The 22,753-nt window shown below is 74.0% G+C and carries 18 protein-coding genes and 2 pseudogenes; 10 read left to right on the top strand and 10 right to left on the bottom strand.

Annotated features, from left to right (window positions below):
• Positions 1 to 14 precede the first annotated feature (14 nt).
• Together RM590_RS24860 and RM590_RS24855 are read right to left on the bottom strand one after the other, a co-directional pair.
• The gene (locus RM590_RS24860; protein WP_311706927.1) at positions 15 to 1,196 is read right to left on the bottom strand and encodes a 3-hydroxybenzoate 6-monooxygenase; all 1,182 of its coding nucleotides are present in this window, start codon (positions 1,194 to 1,196) and stop codon (positions 15 to 17) included.
• Between the two features lie 11 nt (positions 1,197 to 1,207).
• On the bottom strand, positions 1,208 to 2,194 hold the full coding sequence (locus RM590_RS24855; RefSeq protein ID WP_311706926.1) for an NADPH:quinone reductase: 987 nt from the start codon (positions 2,192 to 2,194) through the stop codon (positions 1,208 to 1,210).
• Between the two features lie 172 nt (positions 2,195 to 2,366).
• Between RM590_RS24855 and RM590_RS24850 the strand changes: the two genes are divergently transcribed.
• Both RM590_RS24850 and pcaB read left to right on the top strand, forming a co-directional pair.
• Positions 2,367 to 4,355, top strand: coding sequence for an FAD/NAD(P)-binding protein (locus RM590_RS24850; protein WP_311706925.1), 1,989 nt, complete (start codon positions 2,367 to 2,369; stop codon positions 4,353 to 4,355).
• Positions 4,352 to 5,764 (top strand): 3-carboxy-cis,cis-muconate cycloisomerase, encoded by a 1,413-nt coding sequence (pcaB, locus tag RM590_RS24845; RefSeq protein WP_311706924.1) that lies wholly within the window; start codon positions 4,352 to 4,354, stop codon positions 5,762 to 5,764. Before RM590_RS24850 ends, pcaB begins: the two co-directional genes overlap by 4 nt.
• Before the next feature lie 60 nt (positions 5,765 to 5,824).
• On the opposite strand, the gene RM590_RS24840 is transcribed toward pcaB, so the two are convergent.
• Positions 5,825 to 6,709 (bottom strand): SAM-dependent methyltransferase, encoded by an 885-nt coding sequence (locus RM590_RS24840; protein WP_311706923.1) that lies wholly within the window; start codon positions 6,707 to 6,709, stop codon positions 5,825 to 5,827.
• Between the two features lie 85 nt (positions 6,710 to 6,794).
• Positions 6,795 to 7,643 carry a methyltransferase domain-containing protein gene (locus RM590_RS24835; protein WP_311706922.1) on the bottom strand — a complete coding sequence of 283 codons (849 nt, stop codon included), beginning with the start codon at positions 7,641 to 7,643 and terminating at the stop codon, positions 6,795 to 6,797.
• 29 nt (positions 7,644 to 7,672) lie between these two features.
• On the opposite strand from RM590_RS24835, the gene pdxR reads away from it, so the two are divergent.
• From pdxR to RM590_RS24810, 5 genes are all read left to right on the top strand, one after another.
• Positions 7,673 to 9,163: a MocR-like pyridoxine biosynthesis transcription factor PdxR gene (pdxR, locus tag RM590_RS24830; RefSeq protein ID WP_311706921.1), complete on the top strand. Its 1,491-nt coding sequence runs from the start codon at positions 7,673 to 7,675 to the stop codon at positions 9,161 to 9,163.
• 264 nt (positions 9,164 to 9,427) lie between these two features.
• Complete coding sequence (locus tag RM590_RS24825) at positions 9,428 to 9,961, top strand: sugar O-acetyltransferase (protein ID WP_311707003.1); 534 nt, start codon at positions 9,428 to 9,430, stop codon at positions 9,959 to 9,961.
• A gap of 39 nt (positions 9,962 to 10,000) precedes the next feature.
• Positions 10,001 to 11,233: an MFS transporter gene (locus tag RM590_RS24820; protein WP_311706920.1), complete on the top strand. Its 1,233-nt coding sequence runs from the start codon at positions 10,001 to 10,003 to the stop codon at positions 11,231 to 11,233.
• Between the two features lie 64 nt (positions 11,234 to 11,297).
• Positions 11,298 to 12,227: a dihydrodipicolinate synthase family protein gene (locus RM590_RS24815; protein ID WP_311706919.1), complete on the top strand. Its 930-nt coding sequence runs from the start codon at positions 11,298 to 11,300 to the stop codon at positions 12,225 to 12,227.
• A gap of 513 nt (positions 12,228 to 12,740) precedes the next feature.
• Positions 12,741 to 14,108 (top strand): acetamidase/formamidase family protein, encoded by a 1,368-nt coding sequence (locus RM590_RS24810; RefSeq protein WP_311706918.1) that lies wholly within the window; start codon positions 12,741 to 12,743, stop codon positions 14,106 to 14,108.
• A gap of 25 nt (positions 14,109 to 14,133) precedes the next feature.
• Here RM590_RS24810 and RM590_RS24805 read toward each other — a convergent pair whose 3' ends face one another.
• Positions 14,134 to 14,544 (bottom strand): peptidase inhibitor family I36 protein, encoded by a 411-nt coding sequence (locus RM590_RS24805; protein ID WP_311706917.1) that lies wholly within the window; start codon positions 14,542 to 14,544, stop codon positions 14,134 to 14,136.
• Positions 14,545 to 14,609: 65 nt separating this feature from the next.
• Here RM590_RS24805 and RM590_RS24800 point away from each other — a divergent pair, with 65 nt between their 5' ends.
• Together RM590_RS24800 and RM590_RS24795 are read left to right on the top strand one after the other, a co-directional pair.
• The gene (locus RM590_RS24800; protein WP_394813966.1) at positions 14,610 to 15,272 is read left to right on the top strand and encodes an AAA family ATPase; all 663 of its coding nucleotides are present in this window, start codon (positions 14,610 to 14,612) and stop codon (positions 15,270 to 15,272) included.
• A gap of 109 nt (positions 15,273 to 15,381) precedes the next feature.
• Positions 15,382 to 16,503: a sensor histidine kinase gene (locus tag RM590_RS24795; RefSeq protein ID WP_311706915.1), complete on the top strand. Its 1,122-nt coding sequence runs from the start codon at positions 15,382 to 15,384 to the stop codon at positions 16,501 to 16,503.
• On the opposite strand, the gene RM590_RS24790 is transcribed toward RM590_RS24795, so the two are convergent.
• From RM590_RS24790 to RM590_RS24780, 3 genes and pseudogenes are all read right to left on the bottom strand, one after another.
• Positions 16,423 to 17,520, bottom strand: a complete 1,098-nt coding sequence (locus RM590_RS24790; protein WP_311706914.1) for an alpha/beta hydrolase — start codon at positions 17,518 to 17,520, stop codon at positions 16,423 to 16,425. The two genes, RM590_RS24795 and RM590_RS24790, sit on opposite strands and share 81 nt — an antisense overlap.
• 75 nt (positions 17,521 to 17,595) lie before the next feature.
• A pseudogene (locus tag RM590_RS24785) lies at positions 17,596 to 18,651 on the bottom strand (N-acetylmuramoyl-L-alanine amidase); the annotation flags it as partial.
• A gap of 304 nt (positions 18,652 to 18,955) precedes the next feature.
• Positions 18,956 to 19,738 (bottom strand): annotated as a pseudogene (locus RM590_RS24780) (putative protein N(5)-glutamine methyltransferase); the annotation flags it as partial.
• Between the two features lie 454 nt (positions 19,739 to 20,192).
• Here RM590_RS24780 and RM590_RS24775 point away from each other — a divergent pair.
• Positions 20,193 to 20,693, top strand: a complete 501-nt coding sequence (locus RM590_RS24775) for a methylated-DNA--[protein]-cysteine S-methyltransferase (RefSeq protein WP_311706913.1) — start codon at positions 20,193 to 20,195, stop codon at positions 20,691 to 20,693.
• Between the two features lie 32 nt (positions 20,694 to 20,725).
• Here the strand turns inward: RM590_RS24775 and RM590_RS24770 are convergent, their stop codons facing one another.
• Together RM590_RS24770 and RM590_RS24765 are read right to left on the bottom strand one after the other, a co-directional pair.
• Complete coding sequence (locus tag RM590_RS24770) at positions 20,726 to 21,856, bottom strand: Gfo/Idh/MocA family protein (RefSeq protein WP_311706912.1); 1,131 nt, start codon at positions 21,854 to 21,856, stop codon at positions 20,726 to 20,728.
• Positions 21,841 to 22,515, bottom strand: a complete 675-nt coding sequence (locus RM590_RS24765) for a ThuA domain-containing protein (protein WP_311706911.1) — start codon at positions 22,513 to 22,515, stop codon at positions 21,841 to 21,843. Before RM590_RS24765 ends, RM590_RS24770 begins: the two co-directional genes overlap by 16 nt.
• Between the last annotated feature and the right edge of the window lie 238 nt (positions 22,516 to 22,753).

Genomic DNA, 22,753 nt, shown 5'->3' with positions numbered 1-22,753 from the left:
GGACTCCTCCGAATTCACACCCGCACGCAGTCGCGCGCGCCGTGCAGCCAGTCGACTGTGTAATAGAGATCCGTCTCGGACATGGCCGAGATCGTGGCGTTGCGTTCCTTGGCGGCGACGCCCGCCGGGTGGTAGACCTGGCGGCCCATTTCCCGGGCGACCAGTTGGGCCTTGGCCGTCCGGTCGCGTCGCGCCGTGTTGTAGCGAAGGAGCCGCCGTGGGATCGAATCCGCGGGGCAGTCGAGGAGGTCGCCGAGGAAGACCGCGTCCTCCAGTGCCATACAGGCGCCCTGAGCGGCGTACTGAAGCATCGGGTGGGCCGCGTCGCCCACCAGGGCGACCCGCCCGTCCACCCACACGTCCACCGGGTCGCGGTCGCACAGGACCCAGCACTTCCAGTCCTCGCCGAGCCGCAGCAGCCGCGCCGCGACGGTGCCCAGTTCGGGGAACTGGGCCAGCACGTGGGCGCGTTCGGCGGGCTGCCCGGCCACCGCCTCGGTGGCGCCGTCGTCGCGGGTGGCCGCGAGGTTCAGGTAACGCCCGCCGCTGATGGGGTAGTGGACGAAGTGCCACTTGGGGCCGGCCCACAAGGTGACGGCGTTGGAGCGCAGTTCGTGCGGAACGCGGTCCATCGGGATGACGGAGCGGTAGATCGTGTGCCCGGAGACGCGCGGCTCGCCGTCCCCCAGGAGCTGCTGGCGGACGGTGGAGCGAATGCCGTCGGCGCCCAGCAGCGCGTCCCCGGCGACGTGTTCGCCCGTGGTCAGCACGGCCTCGACGGACGTGCCGTCCTGCTCGTAGGCGGCCAGGCCGCTGCCGGTGCGCAGGGTGACGCCGGGCAGCGCCCGGCAGGCGTCCAGCAGCGGCTGGTAGAGGTCGGTGCGGTGGACGACGGCGTAGGGGTTGCCGAAGCGGGTGCGGTAGGCGTCGGTGAGCGGCATCGCGTTGATCGGCTCGTCGGTGGTGCCGTCCATCAGCCGCAGTTCGTCGATGAACACCGCCCGGTCGCGCACCGCCGCGCCGGCGCCGAGCCGGTCCAGGGCGGCGAACGCGTTGGGCGCCAGTTGGATCCCCGCGCCCAGCTCGGTGAACTCGTCGCGGCGCTCCAGCACCGTGACCCGGTGTCCGCGGTGCGCGACGGCGATGGCCGCCGCCAGTCCGCCGATGCCGCCGCCGGCTATGAGCACGTGTGCCATGGGAGTTCCTCTCAGCGGTCCAGGTCGGGGCGGACGATCAGCCGCATGCCGCGCAGGGCGCCCTTCTCCATCCGCCGGTGCGCCTCGGCCAGTTGGCTCAGCGGAACGCGCTCGGTGCGGCGCGGGCGCAGCCGCCCGGCGGCCAGCAGCCGGTTGAGAACCGTGGCGGCGTCGGCGAGTTCGGCTGTGGTGGCGTGCGAGATGACGAAGCCGTGGATGGTCGCGTCCTTCATGTAGAACGGGCCGACCGGGAGCACGGGCCGAGCGGCCACGCCGGCGAGCAGCACGATCCGCCCGCGGGGGGCGAGCAGTTCGACCGCGGCGGTCAGGTCGTTGGTGCCGAAGGCGTCGATGTGCAGGTCGATGCCGTCCGGGCAGGCGGCGCGGAGCCGGTCGGTGAGATCGGGCGCGTGGTAGTCGATCACCTCGGCGGCGCCGAGCGAGCGGCAGTAGTCGGCGTCGCGCGGGGACGCGGTGGCCACCACCCGGGCGCCGGCGTCGGCGGCCAGCACCAGCAGGGCGCTGCCCACGTTGCCCGCGGCGCCGGCGACGAACACGGTCTCGCCGGGCCTGACCCGGCCGTGCGTGAAGAGCGCCAGATGCGCGGTGCCGCCCGGGTGGACGACCGTGACGGCGTCCTCGGGGTCCACGCCCGGCGGCAGGTGGTACAGCCGGTCGGCGGGGACGACGGCCCGCTCGGCGGCGGCGCCCTGCCGCCCGGCGTGGCCGAGGCTGTTGCACCACACGAGGTCGCCGGGGCGGAACCCGCTCGCGCCCGGCCCGGCCTCGGCCACGGTGCCGACGAGGTCGCGGCTGAGCACGAGGGGGAACGGGACGGGGGTGCGGAAGACGCCGGATCGCACGAAGGTGTCCACCGGGTTGACGGTGGTGGCGATGACGTCGACCAGCACGTCGGTGGGGCCGGGGAGCGGATCGGGCAGCTCGCCGTGGCGAATCTCGTCCGGGGAGCCGAGTTGTTCGATGTAGGCGGCGCGCATGTTCCGATCCTGCACCGGCCGCCGGGCCGCGCCGTGCATTTCCCGGCGAATTCGTCAGGTCACTCGGGAATCCCGGGGGAACTTGACGGACCCGGGCGGCATTCATTGACCGGCTCCCGGGCGCCGCTGCGAGGATTTCCCAAATTACCGGCCCCGAAATGGAGTATCGCTCATGAGCGGCTGCGTGGAAGTCTGCATTGTCGGTGGCGGCCCGCGTGGATTGTCCGTCCTGGAGCGGCTGTGTGCCAACGAACGCCACACGCCGTCCGGCTCCGCCGTGATCGTGCACCTGGTGGACCCCGCGCCGCCCGGCGCCGGTCGGGTGTGGCGGGCGGACCAGTCCCGGCACTTGCTGATGAACACCGTCACCTCCCAGGTGAGCATCTTCACCGACCCCAGCGCCCGCATCGACGGGCCGATCGAGCCGGGGCCCAGCCTCTACGAATGGGCGCGGCAGCTCGCGCTGCTCGGCCCGCTGGGCGGCCGGGGCGACTACTCCGAGGAGACGCTGGCGGAGGCCAGGGCGCTGGGCCCGGACTCCTACCCGACCCGCGCGCTGTACGGCCACTACCTCAACGACTGCTTCCGGCGGATCGTCGCGGACGCCCCGCCGCAGGTCAAGGTGCATGTGCACCGGTCGCGGGCGGTCGCGATGGCCGACACGCACGGCGTGACGGGCGGCCCGCAGGGCGTCCGGCTGGAGGACGGCACCCGGCTGAACAACCTCGACGCCATCGTGCTCGCGCAGGGCCATGTGCCGGCCCGGCTGACGCCGCGCCAGGAGCGCACGGCGGCGCTGGCCCGCATCCACTACCTGACCTACATCACCCCGGTGAACCCCGCGGAGGCCGACCTCGACCCCATCGCGCCCGGCACCCCGGTGCTGCTGCGCGGCCTGGGCCTGAACTTCTTCGACTATCTGGCCCTGTTCACGCACGGCCGGGGCGGCACGTTCTCCCGCGAGGCCGACGGCCGGCTGCGCTACCACCCCTCGGGCCGTGAGCCCCGGCTGTTCGCCAGCTCCCGGCGCGGCGTGCCGTACCACGCGCGCGGCGAGAACGAGAAGGGCCCGCACGGCCGTTACCACCCGCGGCTGCTGACCGTGGAGCACATCGCGCGGCTGCGGCAGCGCGCCGAGGACGGCGAGCGCGTGCGCTTCACCACCGATCTGTGGCCGCTGATCCGGGCCGAAGTGGAGAGCGTCTACTACGCGACGCTGCTGACGGCGCGCGGCCGGAAGGCGGACGCCGAGTCGCTGGCGGAGCGTTACCTGGAGCTGGCCCCGACGGGCGAAGTCGGGGAACTGCTGGACTCGTTCGGAATACCCCGCGCCGAACGGTGGGACTGGGAGCGCATTTCCCAGCCGTGCGTGGGTCAGAATTTCACCGATCGCGACGCATTCCGCGCCTGGCTGCTGGATTATCTGGCCCGGGATGTGCGGGAGGCCAGGGCCGGGAATATCAGCGGGCCGCTGAAGGCCGCGCTCGATGTGCTGCGGGATCTGCGCAACGAGATCCGGCTGGCCGTGGACCACGGCGGGCTGGAGGGGAACTCGCACCGCGACGACCTGGAGGGCTGGTACACCCCGCTCAACGCGTTCCTGTCGATCGGTCCGCCCGTCACCCGCATCGAGGAGATGATCGCGGTGATCGAGGCGGGCGTGCTGGAGCTCACCGGCCCCGGGACCAAGATCACCTTCGACGCGGCCGACCCGGCGTTCGTCGCCGAGTCCGAGGCCGTGCCGGGGCCCCCGGTCCGGGCCCGGGCGCTGATCGAGGCGCGGCTGCCGGAGCCGGACCTGCGGCGCACCGAGGACCCGCTGCTGCGCCATCTGCTGGCCACCGAGCAGGCCGGCCCCTACCGCATCCCGGGTGAGTGCGGCACGAGTTACGAGACCGGCGGGCTGGCCGTCAGCGAGCGGCCCTACCACCTGCTGGACGCGCGCGGCCGGGCCCATCCGCGGCGGTTCGCGTTCGGCGTGCCCACCGAGTCGGTGCACTGGGTGACCGCGGCGGGCATCAGGCCGGGCGTCGACTCGGTGACGCTGGGCGACTCGGACGCCATCGCGCGGGCCGCGCTGTCGCTGCCGCCGGTCGCGCACGTGCCGAGCCAGGTGCGGCCCGCGTCCGACGACACGGACCTGACAGGGGTGATCGTATGAGCGACGCACCCGCCGACACCGTGGCGCTGCTGGACACGGGCCTGCTCTCCCCGGTGCGGGCCGGCACGCCCGTCGAGGCGGCGGTCGGCGACCGGGCGTGGTTGCAGGCCATGCTCGACGCGGAGGCCGCACTGGCCCGCGCCCAGGCGCGGCTGGGCACGATCCCCGCCGACGCGGCGCGCGTCATCAGCCGGCTGGCCCGGGCCGAGCTGCTGGACCTGCGGGCGCTGGCGCTGGCCACCCGCGAGACGGCCAACCCGGTCGTCGGCCTGGTGCAGGCGTTCACCAAGGTCGTCGCCGGCACCGACCCGGCCGCCGCCGAGTTTGTGCACCGGGGCTCGACCAGCCAGGACATCCTGGACACCGGCGCGATGCTGGTGGCCGCCCGCGCCCTGGAGATCATCCGGGCCGATCTGGCGCGCTGCGTCGGCTCGTTGGCCGATCTGGCGCGCGCCCACCGGAACACGCCGATGGCCGGGCGGACGCTGGCGCTGCACGCGGTGCCCACCACGTTCGGCCTGAAGGCGGCGGGCTGGCGGGAGTTGCTGCGGGACGCCGACCGGCGGCTGGAACGGGTGCTCGCCGAGGGGCTGCCGGTCTCGCTGGGCGGCGCGGCCGGCACGCTGTCCGGCTATCTGGAGTACGCGCTGATCGACGGCGCGGCCGAGGCCGATCCGGGGCTGTATCTGGACCGGCTGGCCGAGGCGTTCGCGGCGGAGACCGGCCTGGCGGTGCCGGTGCTGCCCTGGCACGCGCTGCGCACGCCCATGGCCGACCTGGCGGGCGCGCTGGCGTTCACCGCCGGGGCGCTGGGCAAGATCGCCGTGGACGTGCAGACGCTGACCCGCACCGAGGTCGGCGAGGTCGCCGAGCCGGCCGGGGCGGCGGGGCGCGGCAGTTCCTCGGCGATGCCGCACAAGCGGAACCCGGTGCTGGCCACGCTGTTGCGCAGCGCCGCGCTGCAAGTCCCGGCGCTGGGCGCGGCGTTGACGCAGTGTCTGATCACCGAGGACGAGCGGTCGGCCGGGGTGTGGCACGCGGAGTGGCTGCCGCTGCGCGAGTGCCTGCGGCTGACCGGCGGTGCCGCGCACACGGCGGTGGAGCTGACGGCGGGCCTCGAGGTGCGTGCCGGGCGGATGCGCGTCAACCTTGACCTGACCGGCAGTCAGGTCGTCTCCGAACGAATCGCCGCCCGCCTCGCGCCCCACCTCGGGAAGGCCGCGGCCAAGCGGCTGCTGACCGAGGCGTCGGCGACGGCGGCCGAGTCCGGCATCCCGCTGGCCAAGGTGCTGGCCACGACCCCGGAGCTGGCCGGCCGGTTCGACGACGCGGAGCTGGCCGGGCTGTGCGACCCGGCCGGCTACACGGGCGGCGCCGGCCCGCTGGTGGACCGGGCGCTGGACACCTGACGGTTCCCGATCATCCGTAACGCGCGGCGGGCCCAAACCGGTTGGGCCCGCCGCACTCGTTCAGCCCGCGTCGGCGAACGGCTTGCGCGCCATCCCACCGGCCATGAGCAGGCCGCTGTGGTCCAGCGGCTCGCTCACCGGCGTGTCCGGCCGCCACAGCGGCAGCGGCACCACGCCCGGCTCGACCAGCTCCAGGCCGTCGAAGAAGCCGGTGATCTCCTCGGTGCCGCGCAACTGCCCCCGGCCCAGGGACCGGACGAGGACGTCCTCCAACTCCCTGGCCTCGGGGAAGGAGTTGCAGAAGTGCGTGAGGAAGAGGTGACTGCCGGGCGCCAACGGGGCCTTGTACGCGTCCACCACGGCGTGCGGGTGCTCCTCGTCCAGGATGTGGTGGACGACGGCGAGCATGAGCAGCCCGATGGGCCGGGAGAAGTCGAGGAAGCCGGTCACCCCCGGATGGTTCAGGACGTGCTCGACGTCCAGCATGTCGGCGGTGATGACCCGGGTCCGCTCGTCCTGGGCCAGCAGCGCCCGGCCGTGGGCCAGCACGATCGGGTCGTTGTCGACATAGACGACGCGGGTCGCGGGGTTGACCGCCTGCGCGACCTGGTGGGTGTTCTGCGCGGAGGGCAGCCCGGAGCCCAGGTCGAGGAACTGGTCGATGCCCTGCTCGGCCAGGTACCGCACCCCGCGGATGAGCAGGTCCCGGTTGACGCGGGCGCTGGCCACCCCGGCCGGTGAGATCTTCCGGCCCGCCTCCACGACGGCGCGGTCCACCTCGTAGTGGTCCTTGCCGCCGATGGCGGCGTCGTAGACCCGGGCGATGCTGGGCTTGGTCGTGTCGATCTCCACCGGCTCGTAGTCGACCGCGAGCCCCGACCAGCTCAACCCGTAGTCACGCGCCGGCTCGGCCACCGCCCCGTCCCCGTCCGTCCGTTCGGCCATGAATCAGCCAACTCCCTTGACATTCCGTCCCGTTCGGGAGAGCAGTCTGGCACGGGGAAGGGCTCGCCCGGAGGGGCGAATCCGGTCACCGCGCCGGGTTCACGGCGTGCCCCTTGACGAACGTGTAGTGGAACGTGCCGCCGTCCTCCGCCGTCCGGCGCAGATCGGCGATGCCCCGGTCCAGATCGGTGCGCGTCATCAGGCCGGCGGTCAGCGCCTCGTCCCGGACGGCCTCGACCATGGCGATGAACGTGTTGCGGGTGAAGCCCTCCACCAGCGCGGGCCGGGTCCGGTCGGCGTAGACCGTCCGCGGCCGGACCACCACCTCCGCGTAGCCGGCCGCCGACAGCAGCGGCTGCACCTGCCGCCCGATGAGCGCGTTGCCGCCGGCCCGCGCCTGGAGCTGGATCTGGCAGTCGACGGCCGCCCGGGCCCAGGCGCTGTCCGGGTGGAAGAACGCCGACCCGTGGTCGCCCTCGATCACCGTGATCGTGCCGCCGGGCCGCAGCACGCGCCGCAGCCCGGCCAGCGCCCGGCCGGGGTCCCACAGGTGCTCCAGCACGAAGCACACGAAGACATGGTCGAACGAGGCGTCGGCGAACGGCAGATCGCGCAGGTCCGCGCGGTGGAACTCCACATCGGCGTCCCGGGCGTGCGCCGCCACCCGGTCGCGCGCCCGCGCGAGGGACGCCTCGGAGATGTCCACCGCCACCAGGCGCGCCCCCGGGCTGCCGCCGACCAGGTGCACCGTCTGCGCGCCCACCCCGCAGCCGACCTCCAGCACGCGGCTGCCCGCCGGATAGCGGGTGCCGGCGTGCAGCAACGCCGCCAGCGTGTCGGCCTGATCGCCCAGCCGGCGGGTCTCCCGCTCGGAGTACCCGTGCACATAGCCGGGCCGTATCGCGGCGGTGGGCGCCGTTCCTTCCGTCTCCATGCCCCGACCCTGCCGTCACAATGGCCCGCATGAACAGGTCCAATGAGGGCACGGTGGACCGGTCCAAACCGTCCGGCTCCGACTTCCTCCAGCTCAACGCCGAGGACGCGCCGCCCGGCGGGCTGTCCGACTGGCTGGCCGGGCACCTACGCCGCGCCGTGGCGGACGGCCGCCTGCCGGTGGGCAGCCGGCTGCCCGCCACCCGCGTGCTCGCCGCCGAGCTGCACGTCTCCCGGGGCGTGGTCACCGAGGCGTACCAGCGCCTGATCGAGGACGGGCACGCCGCCGGACGCGGCCGGAACGGCACGGTGGTCGTCGCCGCCCCGGCGCCACCGCCCCCGCACTCGCCCGGTCGACCCCAACCCGCCCCGGCCGCCGACCTGTTCACCGCGCCGGGCACGGACGTCTTCGACGCGCTGCGCGACCGCCCGGCGCGAATCGACCTCTCCCCCGGCGTGCCCGACCTGGCCGCGTTCCCCCGGGCGGCCTGGCTGCGGGCCGAGCGCGCCGTGCTCGACGGCCTGGCCGCGGCCGGCCTCGGCTACGGCGACCCCCGGGGCACCCCCGAGCTGCGGCGGGCCGTGGCGAACTGGCTGGCCCGCTACCGCGGCATCCGCGCCGACCCCGGCGAGGTGCTGATCGTCGCCGGCACCTCGCAGGCGTTCGGCCTGATCGCGGAGGTGCTCACCAGCGCGGGCCTGACCGAGATCGCCGTGGAGGACCCCGGCTCGCTGGGCGCGCGCCAGCATCTGCGCCACCGCGGCCTGGCCACGCCACCCGTCCCGGTCGACGCCGACGGGCTGCGCGTCGACGCGCTGCGCGCCACGGGCGCGCCCGCCGTGCTGCTGACGCCCGCCCACCAGTTCCCCACCGGGGTGGTGCTCGGCGGCGGGCGGCGGCGCGAGCTGATGCGGTGGGCGCGGACCGGCGGCCTGATCGTCGAGGACGACTACGACGCCGAGCACCGTTACGACCGGCCGCCCGTCCCCGCGCTGCGCTCGATGCTGGCCGAACACGTCTGCTACGCGGGCAGCGTGTCCAAACTCCTCGCGCCCGCGCTGCGGGTGGGCTGGATCCTGGCGCCGCCGCGGCACCGCGAGGCGCTGGTGGCCGCCAAGCGGTTCGCCGACCTCGGCAACGCCGTGCTGCCGCAGCTCGTCCTGGCCCGGCTGATGGAGTCCGGCGAGCTGGAACGGCACCTGCGGCTGCTGCGCCGCCGCCACCGCCGCCGGCGGGACGCGATGACCGCCGCGCTCGCCGCGCGGCTGCCGGGCGCGGTGGTGCACGGCGCGGCGGCGGGTCTGCACCTGCTGGTCACCCTTCCGGGCGAGGTGGCCGACACGGACCTCGCCGCGGCGGCGCTGGCGCGCGGCGTGAAGACACAGCCGCTGTCCTGGCACTGCCAGCGGCCGAACCGGCCGGGCCTCGTGCTGGGTTACGCGGCCAGCCGGGTACCGGACATCACCGAGGGCGTCGCGGTGCTCGCCGAGGTCCTGCGGGAGCTGCGCCACTCCCGGTGAGGCAACGGAAGCGCATCAGGTTCTGTCGAACGCATATGCAAAATGTGTACACCAGTTCCGCTAATCTCCCTCGGACGGCGCCGCCGCGCTGGCCCGCCAGGACGGGACGCGTGATGTTCCTGGATGCTTACGACCGTAAACGCCGCATAGATTGACAGCCGTCCTGGATGGCACCGTCCCGGCAGATATGACACTGTGCCCTTCTCGATCTCTCTTCGCTCCACCGAATTCGAGGAGACATCCGTGACCAGCCAGAAGGAGCGCATGCTCGCCGGGCAGCCGTACCTCGCGGACGACCCCGAGCTGGCCGCCGACGGCCTGCGCGGAGCCCTGCTGAGCGAGCGCTTCAACGCCACCTCCGCGGCGGACCCCGAGGGCCGCCGGGCCGCGCTCGCCGAGCTCCTCGGCGAGCTGGGTGAGGGCACCGAGGTGCGTCCGCCGCTGCGCGTGGACTACGGCTACCGGATCACGATCGGCCCGCGCACGTTCGTCAACTTCGGCGCTGTCTTCCTCGACGTGGCGCGGATCACCATCGGCGCCGACGTCCAGATGGGCCCCCATGTCCAGTTGCTGACCCCGACCCATCCGGTGGAGCCCGAACCGAGGCGCGCCAAATGGGAGGCCGCCGAGCCGATCACCATCGGCGACAACGTCTGGCTCGGCGGCGGCGTCATCGTCTGCCCCGGGGTGACCATCGGCGAGAACACCGTCGTCGGCGCGGGCTCGGTCGTCACCAAGAACCTGCCGGCCAACGTCGTGGCCGTCGGCAATCCCGCCAGAGTCGTCCGCGATCTCTGAAGAACCACACCAGTTCCGTTCCGGAGAACCACCTTTTTCATGACCACCGACATATCCTTCCTCGAACGACGCTCGAAGTTGTGGCGTTATGGCTTGTTCGCGCTCTTCGTCATCACCGGTGTCGCCCTCGCGTCCTGGGTGACGCGCACGCCCGCCATCCGCGATGAGATAGGCGCCTCCACCGCCGAGATGGGCCTCGTCCTGTTCGGCCTCTCGGTCGGCGCGATGGCGGGCGTCCTCACATCCGGCTACCTCGTCGCCCGGCTGGGCGGCCGGCCCGTCGCCGCCATGGGCATATCCCTCGTCTGTCTGGGCCTGCTGGTCCTCGGCTCCGGCGCGGCGGCCGGCGCCGCGCCCGGGGTCTTCGCCGGCCTGATGCTGTTCGGCGCCGGCAGCGGCCTGATGGAGATCGCGCTCAACGTCGAGGGCGCCGCGCTGGAGAAGCTGCTCTCCCGCCCCGTCCTGCCCGCCCTGCACGGCTGCTTCAGCGCCGGCACCGTCATCGGGGCGATGCTCGGCATCTGGCTCACGAGCATCGACTTCCCCGTCTCCTGGCACCTGTGGGTCGTCGGCGCGCTCTGCACGCCGATCGCCCTGTGGGCCGTGCGCCAGATCCCGGCGGACACCGGCAAGGAGAGCGCCGAATCCACCGACACCCCGCGCCTGACGGCCGCCGAGCGGCTGGCGGTCTGGCGTGAACCGCGCGTCCTCATGCTGGGCCTGATCGTGCTGGGCATGGCCCTGGCCGAGGGCGCGGCCAGCGACTGGCTTCCGCTGATCATGGTGGACGGCTACGACCTGGGCTCCACCGCCGGCTCCCTCGTCTACACCCTGTTCGCCGCGTCGATGGCCGTGGGGCGGTTCAGCGGCGAGTTCTTCCTCAGCCGCTTCGGCCGCGTCATCGTGGTCCGCACCAGCGCGGTGTTCGCCGCGGCGGGCATCCTCGTCGTCGTCTTCGCCCCGCATCCGGCGCTGGCCGCGGCCGCCGTCGTGCTGTGGGGGCTCGGCGCCTCGCTCGGCTTCCCGGTCACGCTGTCCGCGGCCGGCGACGAGCAGCACCAGTCCGCCGCCCGGGTCAGCGCGGTCGCCACCACCGGCTACCTCGCGTTCCTCGCCGGCCCGCCCGCGCTGGGCCTGCTCGGCGAGCACGTCGGCCTGCGCAACGCGATGCTCGCGGTCGCCACGGCCGCCGTCGTGGCCGGCCTCCTGGCCCGGGCCACGGCACGGCCCCCGGCGCCCAAGTCCGTTCCCCGGGTGCGCACTCCGGCGTGACGGGAGCACTGTCACTACGCCCGCCCCCACCGGGCGGGCGTAGCATGGCGCGGCGGAGGCTCCCATGTTCACACTGAACTCCCGGACGCTGACCGGCATCTGGTCCACCGTGCTGCTGCCCGTCGCCGAGGACGAGACGATCGACTTCCGCCGCCTGGAGGTCGCCCTCGGCACGGTGCTGGGCGCCGGGGTGCACGGCGTCTACACCAACGGCACGGCCGGCGAGTTCCACACGCTGTCCGAGCCGGAGTACGACCAGTTGCACGAGCTGGTGGCCGGGCGCTGCGCGGCGGCGGGCATCCCGTTCCAGCTCGGCGCCTCACACCCCAGCGGCCAGTTGTCCCTCAGCCGGATCCGCCGCGCCGCCCGGCTCCGCCCCGGCGCCATCCAGATCGTCCTGCCCGACTGGCTGCCGCTGCACCCCGCCGAAGTCCTCGCCGCGCTGGCCCGGATGGCGGAGGCGGCCGACGGCGTGCCACTCGTGCTGTACAACCCGCCCTACGCGAAGACCCGGGTGGGCCCCGGACTGCTGGCCCGCATCGCGGAGGAACGCCCCGAGGTCATCGGCGTCAAGGTGCCCTCGGTGGAGGTGGCCACCGGACTCACCGACCGGTTCGCGGTGTTCGTCGCGGGCCACACCCTGGCCACGGCCCACCCGGCGGGCGCGGCCGGGTCCTACTCCAACGTCGCCTGCATGAGCCCGGCCGGCGTGGTGCGCTGGTACGAGATGATGCACACGAACCCACCGGCCGCACGCGAACTGGAGGCGCGGCTAAGGGACTTCCTGGACCACCACATCGCCCCCCTGGCGGCGGACGGCTACTGCGACCCCGCCCTGGACAAGACCCTCTGCGCCATCGGCGACTGGTCCCAAACCGGCACCCGCGTCCGCTGGCCCCACCGCTCGGTCCCCGAGTCCGCGATCCCCGCCCTGCGACAGGCGGCCCAGCGGGCCGTCCCGGAACTGCTGGTGGACCCGGTGGGCTCGAACTGAGCGTCAGCCGACAGGGCCTTGGCTGGCAGCCGGGGCGGGGCACCTACGACGTGATCGCGCACGAACGCCTGCGGATCGCGAGCATGGTCCGCACCCCGAAGGCCAGGCCGGACCCCGGGACGCCCGGCAGCTTCCTGCTCAACGGCGCTGCCGCGAAGGCCGGGTTGAACAGGAGCATTCACGGCACCCGACGTGGCCACACCGCCAGCGCCGACCAGGTGGGCGCACTCAACGCCGCTATCAGGGCCGGGCTGGTCCTTCCTGACGTGGCCTGGCCACCGACAGGAGAAGCCCGCCGGATCCATCCAGAGGGAGGAGTCACTGTGCTGCACTCCGTGCGCGTCCGGGCACGTTCGGCTGGAACGGGTGTTTCCGTCAGGTGTCGGTGAACGGCCCTCCGGGGGCGGTGTGTTTCGGCCGGGTGAGAAGTTCGGGTCGTTCTCGGTGCGGCCCGGGACGGGCCGGGTGGCGCTCTTAGGGTGGCGGCGCACCACCGGGAACAGGAGAAACACCATGCACACCCCCGCCCAGACCCGTGATCTGCTCATCGCCGCGCTGGGACGCCGCGGCTTCCTGCGCGCCGCCGGCGCGGTGACCGCCGCCGGATCCGCCGCCGCCCTGGCGGCGGGCGGCGAGGCGCGCGCCGCGGCGCCGTCCCGGACGCCCTACCCCCGGGAGATCCTGCAGCCCGGCCGGGGTCCGATCGACGGCGACCACTATCTGCCGTCGCTGCCCGACCAGATCCGCTGGGGCTATCTGCCGTCCGTGGACGCGGAGCCGGTGCTGCGGATCCGCTCGGGCGAGACGGTGACCGTCGACTCGGTCTCGCACGAGGGGCTGCTGGAGGACCAGGGCCGCGACCCGGTCGCGTACTTCGGCGGGCACGAGGTGCCGGCCGGGCAGGTGCTGAGCGACGCCGTGGCCATCGCCCGGGACTACGCGCGCGCCGAGCGGGACTTCGACGCGGACGGCCCGCACGTCATCACCGGGCCGATTCATGTGGCGGGCGCCGAGCCGGGCGATGTGCTGAAGGTGGAGCCGCTGTCGCTGCTGCCGCGCGTGCCCTACGGCGTGATCTCCAGCCGGCACGGGAAGGGCGCGCTGGCCCGGCAGACGGACGGCGGGGCGCCGGCCGGGATCACGGCGGCGGAGGTCATGCCGCCGGTGGCGACCGACGGCCGGCCGGGCGGCGACCCCGCGGAGTACGGGAACGTGTCGGTGTTCACGGCGATCCGCCGCGGCCGGGGCGGTGCGCTGAACGGGGTGCTGCCGCTGGGTTCGCGGGGCGAGGTGACGTTCCCGCTGGGGCCGCACATGGGCACCATGGGGGTCGCGTTCGCGGCGGGCGAGGCCCTGAACGCGCCCGAGCTGAACTCCATACCGCCGAACCTGGGCGGCGGGAACATCGACATCAACCTGCTGCGGCAGGGCTCGGCGTTCTACCTGCCGGTGTTCGCCGAGGGCGCCCTGTTCTACACGGGTGACCCGCACTTCGCAATGGCGGACGGCGAGGTGGCGCTGACGGCGGTGGAGGGCTCGCTGCGGACGACGTTCCGGCTGACCGTCTGCAAGCCGGGCTCGGGCGACGCGCCGTCGGTGGCGTTCCGCTACCCCTTCGGCGAGACGGCCGACGCCTGGCTGCCGGTGGGGCTGTCCGACCCGGACGGCGGCCGGAACGGCCAGGTCAACGACCTGGACACGGCGATGCGGCGGGCCGTGGTGAACGCGCTGGACTTCCTCGAACACGACCTGGGCATGGACCGGGCGGTGGCGTACGCGTATCTGTCGGCGGCGGCCGACTTCCACATCTCGCAGGTCGTGGACCGGACGGTGGGCGTTCACGCGGTGATCGACAAGGGCCACTTCGGCGGCGGCCGGTGATCCCGGCCACCGCCACGGCCGGCTACTAGTCGGCGACCCAGACGCTCTTCGCCGCGAAGCTGCCGAGGTCGCTGATGCTGCCGCCGGCGGGCACCTGGTACGGCCCGCCGAGGCAGTCGTCGTTGGCGAACAGGGCGGCGCTGGCGTCGTTGGTGTTGATCGCCGACCGGGCCCGGTCGCCCCAGCCGTGGTCGACGAGGCTGACACAGGTGCCCCCGGGGACGGCCGAGCTGACGGTGAACAGCTCGCCGGTGAAGTCGGTGCCGTCGAAGAGACACAGCGCGCCGCTCACGTTGCACTCCGCCGCACTCGCCGCGGCCGGCGCCTGCGCGGCGGCCGGCCCGCCGGTGAGGGCGACGAGCGTCGCCGTGATGGCGCCGCCGACGATGAAGGTGGCCTTGCTGCGCGCTGATCTCGCACTCTCACGCTTGAACATGGACTTCCGGGTCCTTCCTCGGGTGCCTGACGAGGGCCGGAACCGGCCCTCTCGGAAGAGATCGGATGGCGAAAAGCCAAATCCCATCTGAAACTCGATCGCCATCCGTCACGTCGTGGTCATATATGCGCATGACCGGTCGCGTTCACACCCGGCCACCGACTTTCCGGAACGACCGCCCCCGGCGGCGTCCCCTGCTCGTCATGGTCAGCGGTCCCCCCGGCAGCGGGAAGTCATCCCTCGCCCGGCGGCTCGGCGAGGAGACGTGCCTGCCGGTGATCTCCCGCGACGCCGTCAAGGCGGGCATCTGCTTCACCAGCGGCGGCGTTCCCGACGACATCGCCGCGCGAGCGGCCGAGGCGTTCTGGTCGACGCTGCGGGATCTGAGCGGGGCCGGCGTGAGCCTGGTCGCCGAGTGGGCGCTGCGGCGCGGCCGGGCCGAGGAGCGGCTGGCCGCGCTCGACGCCGTCGCGGAGGTCCGGCTGGTGATCTGCCGGGCACCGCGTGAGGTGCTGGAGCGGCGGGTGCGGGACCGGCTGGCGGAGGGGCCGCACCGGCGGTGGCCGTTTCCCGACGCCGCGGTTCTGGCGGGGCTGCGCGACGGCTCCCTTGCGCCGGCGGAGTTCGAGGGGCTGGACGCGCCGTTCCCGGCGCACACCGTGGACACCGGTGACGACGGCCCGCCCTCGCTCGACCGCCTGCTCGCCTTCCTCGCCGGGGACGGGTGAACGCGCTCCGGCGACCAAAGTCGCGGGCTGGCGGCGGGTGTCATCCGAAGGTCTCGGATTCGTTCGCGGGTGCGGCGGAGGGGCGCGGCGGCACGTAGATTCGGGGAACATGCGCCGTCTCCGTTTCCGTCGCGACTGGCTCGTCGACCTGGGGCTCTTCGTGTTCGTGGTCGGCTTCTCGCTGGTCCTCGCCGACGGTGCGGTGTCCGGGCACGAGCGGTCGCCGGCCCAGGTGGCCTTCGACGACATCACATGGCTGCTGAGCTGTCCCGCGGTGTTCCTGCGGCGGCGCTGGCCCGTGCAGCTCGCCCTGGCGCTGCTGGTGACCGGCGCGTTCGCCCACTTTGTGACGGCGGCCACCATGGTGGCGCTGTTCACGGTGGCGGTGCACCGCCCGCCGCGCGTCACGACCTGGGTCGGCGGGCTCGCGCTGGCCCCCCTTCCGGTGGTCATCGCCCGGCAGGTAGCCGAGCCCGAGGTGCTGTCCGCCACGCGGAGCCTGGTCTACTTCGTGCTGATCGCCGCGTCCATCGGCTGGGGCCTGTTCGTGCGCTCCCGGCGGCAGTTGGTCCTCTCGTTGCGCGAACAGGCCGAACGGGCGGCGGCCGAGGCGCGGCGGCAGGCCCGGGAGGACATCGCGCGGGAGATGCACGACGTGCTCGCGCACCGGCTGTCGCTGCTGAGCGTCCACGCGGGGGCGCTGGAGTTCAACCCGGGCGCGCCGCCCGAGGAGGTCCGGCGGGCCGCGGGCGTGATCAGGGACAGCGCGCACCAGGCGCTGGAGGATCTGCGCGAGGTCATCCAGGTGTTGCGCGCCCCGGACGACGCCGGCCGCCCGCAGCCGGTGCTGGCGGACCTGGAGCTGCTGGCCGCGGAGTCGCGCACGGCGGGCATGCGCGTCGACCTGCGGCAGCGCGTCGCGGACCCGGGCACCGCGCCGCCGGTGGCCGGCCGCACCGCGTACCGCATCGTGCAGGAGGGCCTGACGAACGCGCGCAAGCACGCGCCGGACGCCCCGGTGACCGTGACCGTGAGCGGCGGGCCCGGCGACGGGCTGACCGTCGAGGTGCGCAACCCCGCACTCGGCGGCTCCCCGACCGCCGTCGTGCCGGGCGCCGGACAGGGCCTGATCGGCCTCTCCGAACGCGCCTCACTCGCCGGCGGACGGCTCCAACACGGCCTCGCCCGGGAGGACTTCCACCTGACCGCGTGGCTGCCCTGGCCCGGGTGAGACCTCGCCGGCGGGCGCCGGAACGGTGGTGGCGGCGCCGACGGCACGCGCCAGCATGGGCAGAGAAAGGGCGAACTCGCGTTCCCAGTAGGCATAGTTGTGGCGTCCCGGCCCATACAGGTGGGCGGTCACGGCCACACCCTGTCGCCGCGCCCGGTCGACGTACGCCTCGGCCATGCCCTCGAACTGCGCCTCCAGCGCGTCGAACGGGGCGTTCGGGTCGTCCAGCGGGCCCGGCGTGCCGTCGCCGTTGGAGACATAGACCGGGAAGCCGGCCGGGATGTTCCGCAGCACGTCACAGGGGTTGTGCGCGGCCCAGATCCCGGCCTGCGCCACGGGGTCGCCCCACATGGCATCCGGGTCGTGGCCGTGGTCGACCAGGCGCCGCCGCACCGCCGCGGCGTCCAGCCGGGTGTCGAGCCGGCCGCTGTAGGAGGCGGCGGCCCGGAAGAACTCCGGGTACCGCCCGGCGTATTCAAGGGCGCCGGTGCCGCCCATCGACGCGCCGGCCACCGCGCGCCGCGGCCCGGCGCGCACCTCGCGCGCCAGCAGCGGGGGCAACTCGCCCAGGTGGAACGTCTCCCAGGCGGGCGGCCCGCCCCGGCCGCCGTTCCACCAGTCGCTGTAGTAGCCGACGGCGCCGCCCTCCGGCATCACGATCAGCGCCTCGGTCCCCGCGGTGATCTCCGCCACGTCGGTGAGCGCGGTCCAGCGGTCCCAGCCGCCGTTCTTGTTGCAGCAGCCGTGCAGCAGATAGATCACCGGCCAGGTGCGCGCGGGCTGGTCGTCGAAGCCCGGCGGCAGCAGGATCCGGGTCTTCACCCGGGCGCCGACGGCCGGGGAGTCGATCGTCAGGTCCAGGGTCCGCTCACCGCTCCGTTCGCGGGCGACGACAACGGCCTCGCCCACCGGGAGGACCGCGCCGGCCGGCGAGCCGGCGAGGACCAGCGCGACCGCCAACAGGCCGCTGAGCAGGGCGAGTCGGGCCCGCCGGGGGAACGGGAATGGCTTGAGCATGCTGCTTTCCGGAGGGCGGGAGGGGGACGGACGGGCGGCTCAGACGGGGAGCGTGGCGGCCGGACGGCCGAGCGCGCTGCCCGGGGCGGTGTCGACCAGCCGCAGATAGTGCTCCCAGTCCCAGTGCGGCCCGGGGTCGGTGTGGTCGTTGCCGGGGACCTCGCTGTGGCCGACGATGTGCGCCCGGTCCCGGGGGATGCCGTAGCGGTCGCACAGATGCCGGGTGAGCACGGCCGAGGAGCGGTAGAGCGCCTCCGAGAACCAGGTGGCGTCCTCGACGTAGCCCTCGTGCTCGATGCCGAGGGAGGAGTCGTTGGCGGACTTGGCGTGCCAGGCCGTGTCGGCGTCGCGCACCATCTGGGTGATCTCGCCGTCGGAGGAACGGATCACGTAGTGGGCGCTGACCTCGGCCAAGGGGTCGCGGAACCAGTCGATGGTGCCGTCGTAGGTGCCCTCGGCGACATGGATGACGACGGTGGTGATCGCCGCCTCCCGGCCGGGCCGGTAGTTGGCGGAGTCGGCCGGGATCCAGCGGGCGGCCGGGTAGTCGGTGGCGGCGTGGTCGCCCGGGTCGGCGGCGGCCAGGGCGGCGCGGTGGGGCCGGACGCGGACCGTCTCCCCGGCGGGCGTCCGCGCGGCGATGCCCCGGGAGAGATACGCGTAGACGCCGTCGGCGTAGAACCGCGCCGAGGCGTCGTCCGAGGCGCCCGAGTACCGAGCGACCGCCGGGTACCAGGCGGCGATGTCGCGCCGTTCCCCGCCGGTGAGTCCGAGGTCGTCGGCGTAGGCGCGGAGCACGGCGGCGGCGCCGCGGATATTGGCCGCGGTGTTCCGCCGCAGGCCCGCCCCGGAGGCGCCGGTGAGCCGGGCGGCGAGGTCGAGGGAGCGGTGGCGCGGGTTGCTGACCAGGTGCATCACGCCGTAGCCGTTCGCGTGGCTGGGCCGTCCGCCGTGGTCGTCGAGGCGGGTCTCGGAGTAGCCGACCGCGACGATGAGGTCGCGCGGCACCTGGTAGGCCGCCGCCGCTTCGGCGAACGCCGCGTTGACCGGGCCGGGCGCGGACCGGCCGGCCGGCGCGGCGGCGGCGGGCGGGGCCGGGAGAAGGAGAACGGCCGCCAGCGCGCCGCCCAGGACGCCGTACCGCGTGCGCCGCGCACGCCTCGGGGACGAAGGGGCAGGGGACACGGGTTCCCTCCTGGGCGGGTCGGAAGGTGATCACACCGGACAGGCGTGAACCTCACCCATGTCACCGGCCCGGGGCCGCACCTGCGTCACCGACTCACGGAGATTCACCACCCAGAGTGAACGCGAACGTGCCGCTTGACCCGCCGCGCCCGGTCGGACGGCTCGGGCAGCAGGCGCACGCGGCCGATGTCGTCGGACGAGAAGTGGATGCCCAGGACCGTGACGCTCCATCGTTCTCCATGCGGGGATCACGAGTTCCGGTGAGCACCGTGGCGTGGTGTTCCTCCGAGGTGAGCACGCGTGTCGCGAGTCCCGCGCGGCGGAACGTCTCGACGGCGCCCGGCACCTGCCGTTCGCTCGTCTCGACCAGCAGATGGCCGCCGGGCGCCAGCCAGCGCGGGGCCTGGGCGGCCACCCGGCGCAGGACGTCGAGGCCGTCCGCGCCGCCGTCCAGCGCGGCCCGCGACTCGTGGTCGCGGGCCTCCGGGGGCAGCAGCGCGACGTCCGCGCTGGGCACATAGGGCACGTTGGCGAGCAGGATCTCGACGCGGCCCGCAAGCGCGGCGGGCAGCGGGTCGAACAGGTCGCCCCGGTGGACCCGGCCGCCGGCCGCCGCGACGTTGCGGCGGGCGCAGGCCACGGCGGCGGGGTCGACGTCGGCGGCGTGCAGCTCGGCGCGGCCCAGCAGCGCGGCCAGGGCGGCGCCCAGCGCGCCCGATCCGCAGCACAGGTCGAGGACGACGGCGCCGGGCCGGGCCAGCGCGGCGGCGGTGCGCACCAGGAACTCGGTGCGGCGCCGGGGCACGAACACCCCGGGGTCCACGGCCATCCGCAGACCGCAGAACTCGGCCCAGCCCAGGACGTGTTCGAGCGGGAGCCCGGTGGCGCGCCGCTCGACCATGGCGGCGAGCCGGGCGGGGGTGGTGGCGGTGGCCAGGAGCAGCCGCGCCTCGTCCTCGGCGAAGACACAGCCGGCGGACCGGAGTCTGGTGACGATGGCGGCGTGGGAGAGGGGAACAGCGGGAACCGACATGCGGAGCCTTTCGGAATGCCGTCGGGCACTCCCTCGGTCACCTATGCCGGGTGGACCGCTCGGCCGTGAGGAAGGAGGACCCGGCCTTTACTCGCGGTAATGGGTCTCACCTCCTCGGTTGGGACAGTTGTCCACTGCAGGGGGAACAACATTACACCGAGGGCCTCGGGTGTCCGTCATCGAACATCATTGCCCCAGGAAGTACGGGGCACGCCTCGCGTAACGTGCCAGGCATCAACCGCACCACGGGCACCGTGAGTTGCGGACGTCGAACGCGCGTCGGGAGGAAGGTACGGCGATGCGGCTTGCCCGCTTCCTGTTGTTCTGCGGCTGTTCCACGATCCTGGGCGCGCTGGCGTTCGCCGTCGCGTCCTGCGCGGTGACGCGCTGAACCGCCCGGGTCCACCGGCCCGGCATCATGGAGCCGGCCGACCGCACCGGGAAGGACGCCGTCATGGGTATGACGCATACGATCGTCGATTCGCCGCTGGGCGAGCTGACGGCGGTCGCGGAGGACGGGGCGCTGATCGCGCTGTACTTCGAGGGACATCTGCGCATGCCAGATCCGGCGACGTTCGGGCCGCGCACCGACGAGGGGTTCGGGGAAGTCCGGCGGCAGCTCGCGGCGTACTTCGCGGGTGAGCTGACCCGCTTCGACCTGCCGCTGGCGCCGCGCGGGAACGCGTTCCAGCAGAGCGTCTGGCGGCTGCTCCGCGAGATTCCCTACGGCGAGCGGCGCTCCTATGGCGCGCTGGCCCAGGAGTTGGGCGATCCGGCGCTGGCGCAGGCGGTGGGCATGGCCAACGGGCGCAACCCCGTGTCGATCGTCATCCCCTGCCACCGCGTGGTCGGGGCCGACGGGGCGCTGACCGGTTACGCGGGCGGGCTCCACCGGAAACGGTTCCTGCTGGACCTGGAGGAGCCCGCCGGCGTCCGGGCCGGCCGGCTGTTCTGAGGGCGGCCGGCCCGGGTGCGGCGCCAGGCCGTTCAGTCGACGGCGGGCGGCACCGGGCAGTCGGCGTTCACCTCGACGCGGCGGCCGGTGGCGGCCGACTCCAGCAGCGCCTCCATGGCCTCCAGGACGTGCAGGCCCAGTTCGCCGGAGGCCCGGTGCGCCGTTCCGGTGCGCAGGGCCCGGGCCATGTCGGCCAGGCCGACTCCGCGGCCGGAGACGGCGTAGCCCGCGCTCGGCGGCAGTTCGCGCCACTCGCCGGCGCCGGCCGGGTGCAGGGCGACCGGGCCCTCGAAGTTGTTCGGGTCGGGCACGGACAGGCTGCCGCCGGTGCCGTGGACCTCGATCCGGGGCAGGTGGGCGGCGTGCGTGTCGAAGCTCATCAGCAGGGTGGTCAGCGCGCCGGAGGTGTGGCTGAGCACGCCGGTGACATGCGTGTCCACCTCGACCGGGAAGCTGTGCCCGGCCCGGGGCCCGGAGCCGATGGTGCGCCGCTCGGTGGCGCGCGAGGCCGCGCCGGTCACGGCGGTGATCGGGCCGAGCAGATGCACCAGGGCGCTGAGGTAGTAGGGGCCCATGTCCAGCAGCGGACCGCCGCCGGGCCGGTAGTAGAACTCCGGGTCGGAGTGCCACGCCTCGTGGCCCGGGCTGGTGAAGAACGCGGTGGCGGCGACGGGTTGGCCGATGTGCCCGGCCGCCACGGCGGCGCGGGCCGTCTGCACGCCCCGGCCCAGGACGGTGTCCGGGGCGCAGCCCACGCGGACCCCGGCGGCGCGGGCGGCGGCCAGCACGGCGGCGCCGGACTCCCGGTCCGGGGCGAGCGGCTTCTCGTTGTAGACGTGCTTGCCGGCGGCGATCGCGGCCAGTGCCACGTCGGCGTGCACGGCCGGGACGGTCAGGTTGAGCACGAGGTCGACGTCCTCGGCGGCGTACAGCTCGTCGGGCGTGAGGGCCCGCACGCCCCGGCGGCCGGCGGCGGCCTTGGCGGCCCGTTCCGGGTCGAGGTCGGCCACGGCGGTCAGCGCCAGTCCGGCGGCCCGGCCGTGGTCGTCGAGGTGGCCGAGGTAGGCGCGGCTGATGACACCGGCGCCGACGACGCCGATCCGCAGCGGCGTCGTGGGCTCGGCGGGGGTCGGGTGTGCCTCGGTGGTCAGCGGGCCGCCCACAGCAGTCCCCTCTCGGTGAGTTCGCGCACGGCGGGGTCGGTGAGGTCGTCGAGCTTGTGGCCGATGACGCTGATGAAGACGCGGCCGGCGCCCCACTGGCGCGTCCACACGGCGGGCGAGGTGACGCCCCGGGCCGCCGCCGGGATGCCGTCGTCGGCGGCGAACGTGGTGGTGGCCAGCACATCGATGTCCGGCGCGGTGTGCACGAGGTACTGCTCGGTGTGCACGGGCAGGGTGGAGGGCAGCCCGCGCAGCACGGGGTGGTCGGCGCGGGCGGGCACCACATCGACGGTGTGCCGGACGAACTCGGGCGGGTGCATGACGAACTGTCCGCCGGTCAGCCACTGGTACTCGGTGTTGTCCCGGAACGCGTCGCAGATGCCGCCGTGCCAGCCGGCCAGCCCGGTGCCGGCCGCGACGGCCGCGGCCAGGCCCGCCGACTGCTCGCGGGTGATCTCGCCCATCGTCCAGCACTGGACGACGAGGTCGGTGGCGGCGAGCGCGTCGGCGTCGAGATAGGAGTCGAGAGTGTCGGAAACGGTCACCTCGAAGCCGCGCTCGCGCAGAAACGGGATGAAGAGATCGGTGGCCTCGACAGGGACATGGCCGTCCCATCCGCCACGGACGACGAGGGCGCGGCGGGCCGGTGGGGAGTGCACGAGATGGCGGCCTTTCGAGCGGGGAGCAAGGATGTCTATTCACACACGATCGGACAATCTCGCGCATGCTAGGCGGCTCCCCGGCACGGGTCAACGGTGCCCCGGGGGCGGCGCCGGTGGTCAGCGGACGACGGCCCTCGGGGAGCGGGTTCGGTGCGAGGGGTGCGCGGGGGTCCACGGCGGTCGGCACGGCCGTGGGCGCGGTGCTCACCGCGCGGACGGCGAGACCTCCGGAGAC

The organism is Streptomyces litchfieldiae (assembly GCF_031845365.1).
GTDB classification, from domain to species: domain Bacteria; phylum Actinomycetota; class Actinomycetes; order Streptomycetales; family Streptomycetaceae; genus Streptomyces; species Streptomyces litchfieldiae.
Note: the sequence above shows the minus strand (reverse complement) of the source record. Positions and strands in the feature narration are given on the sequence as shown.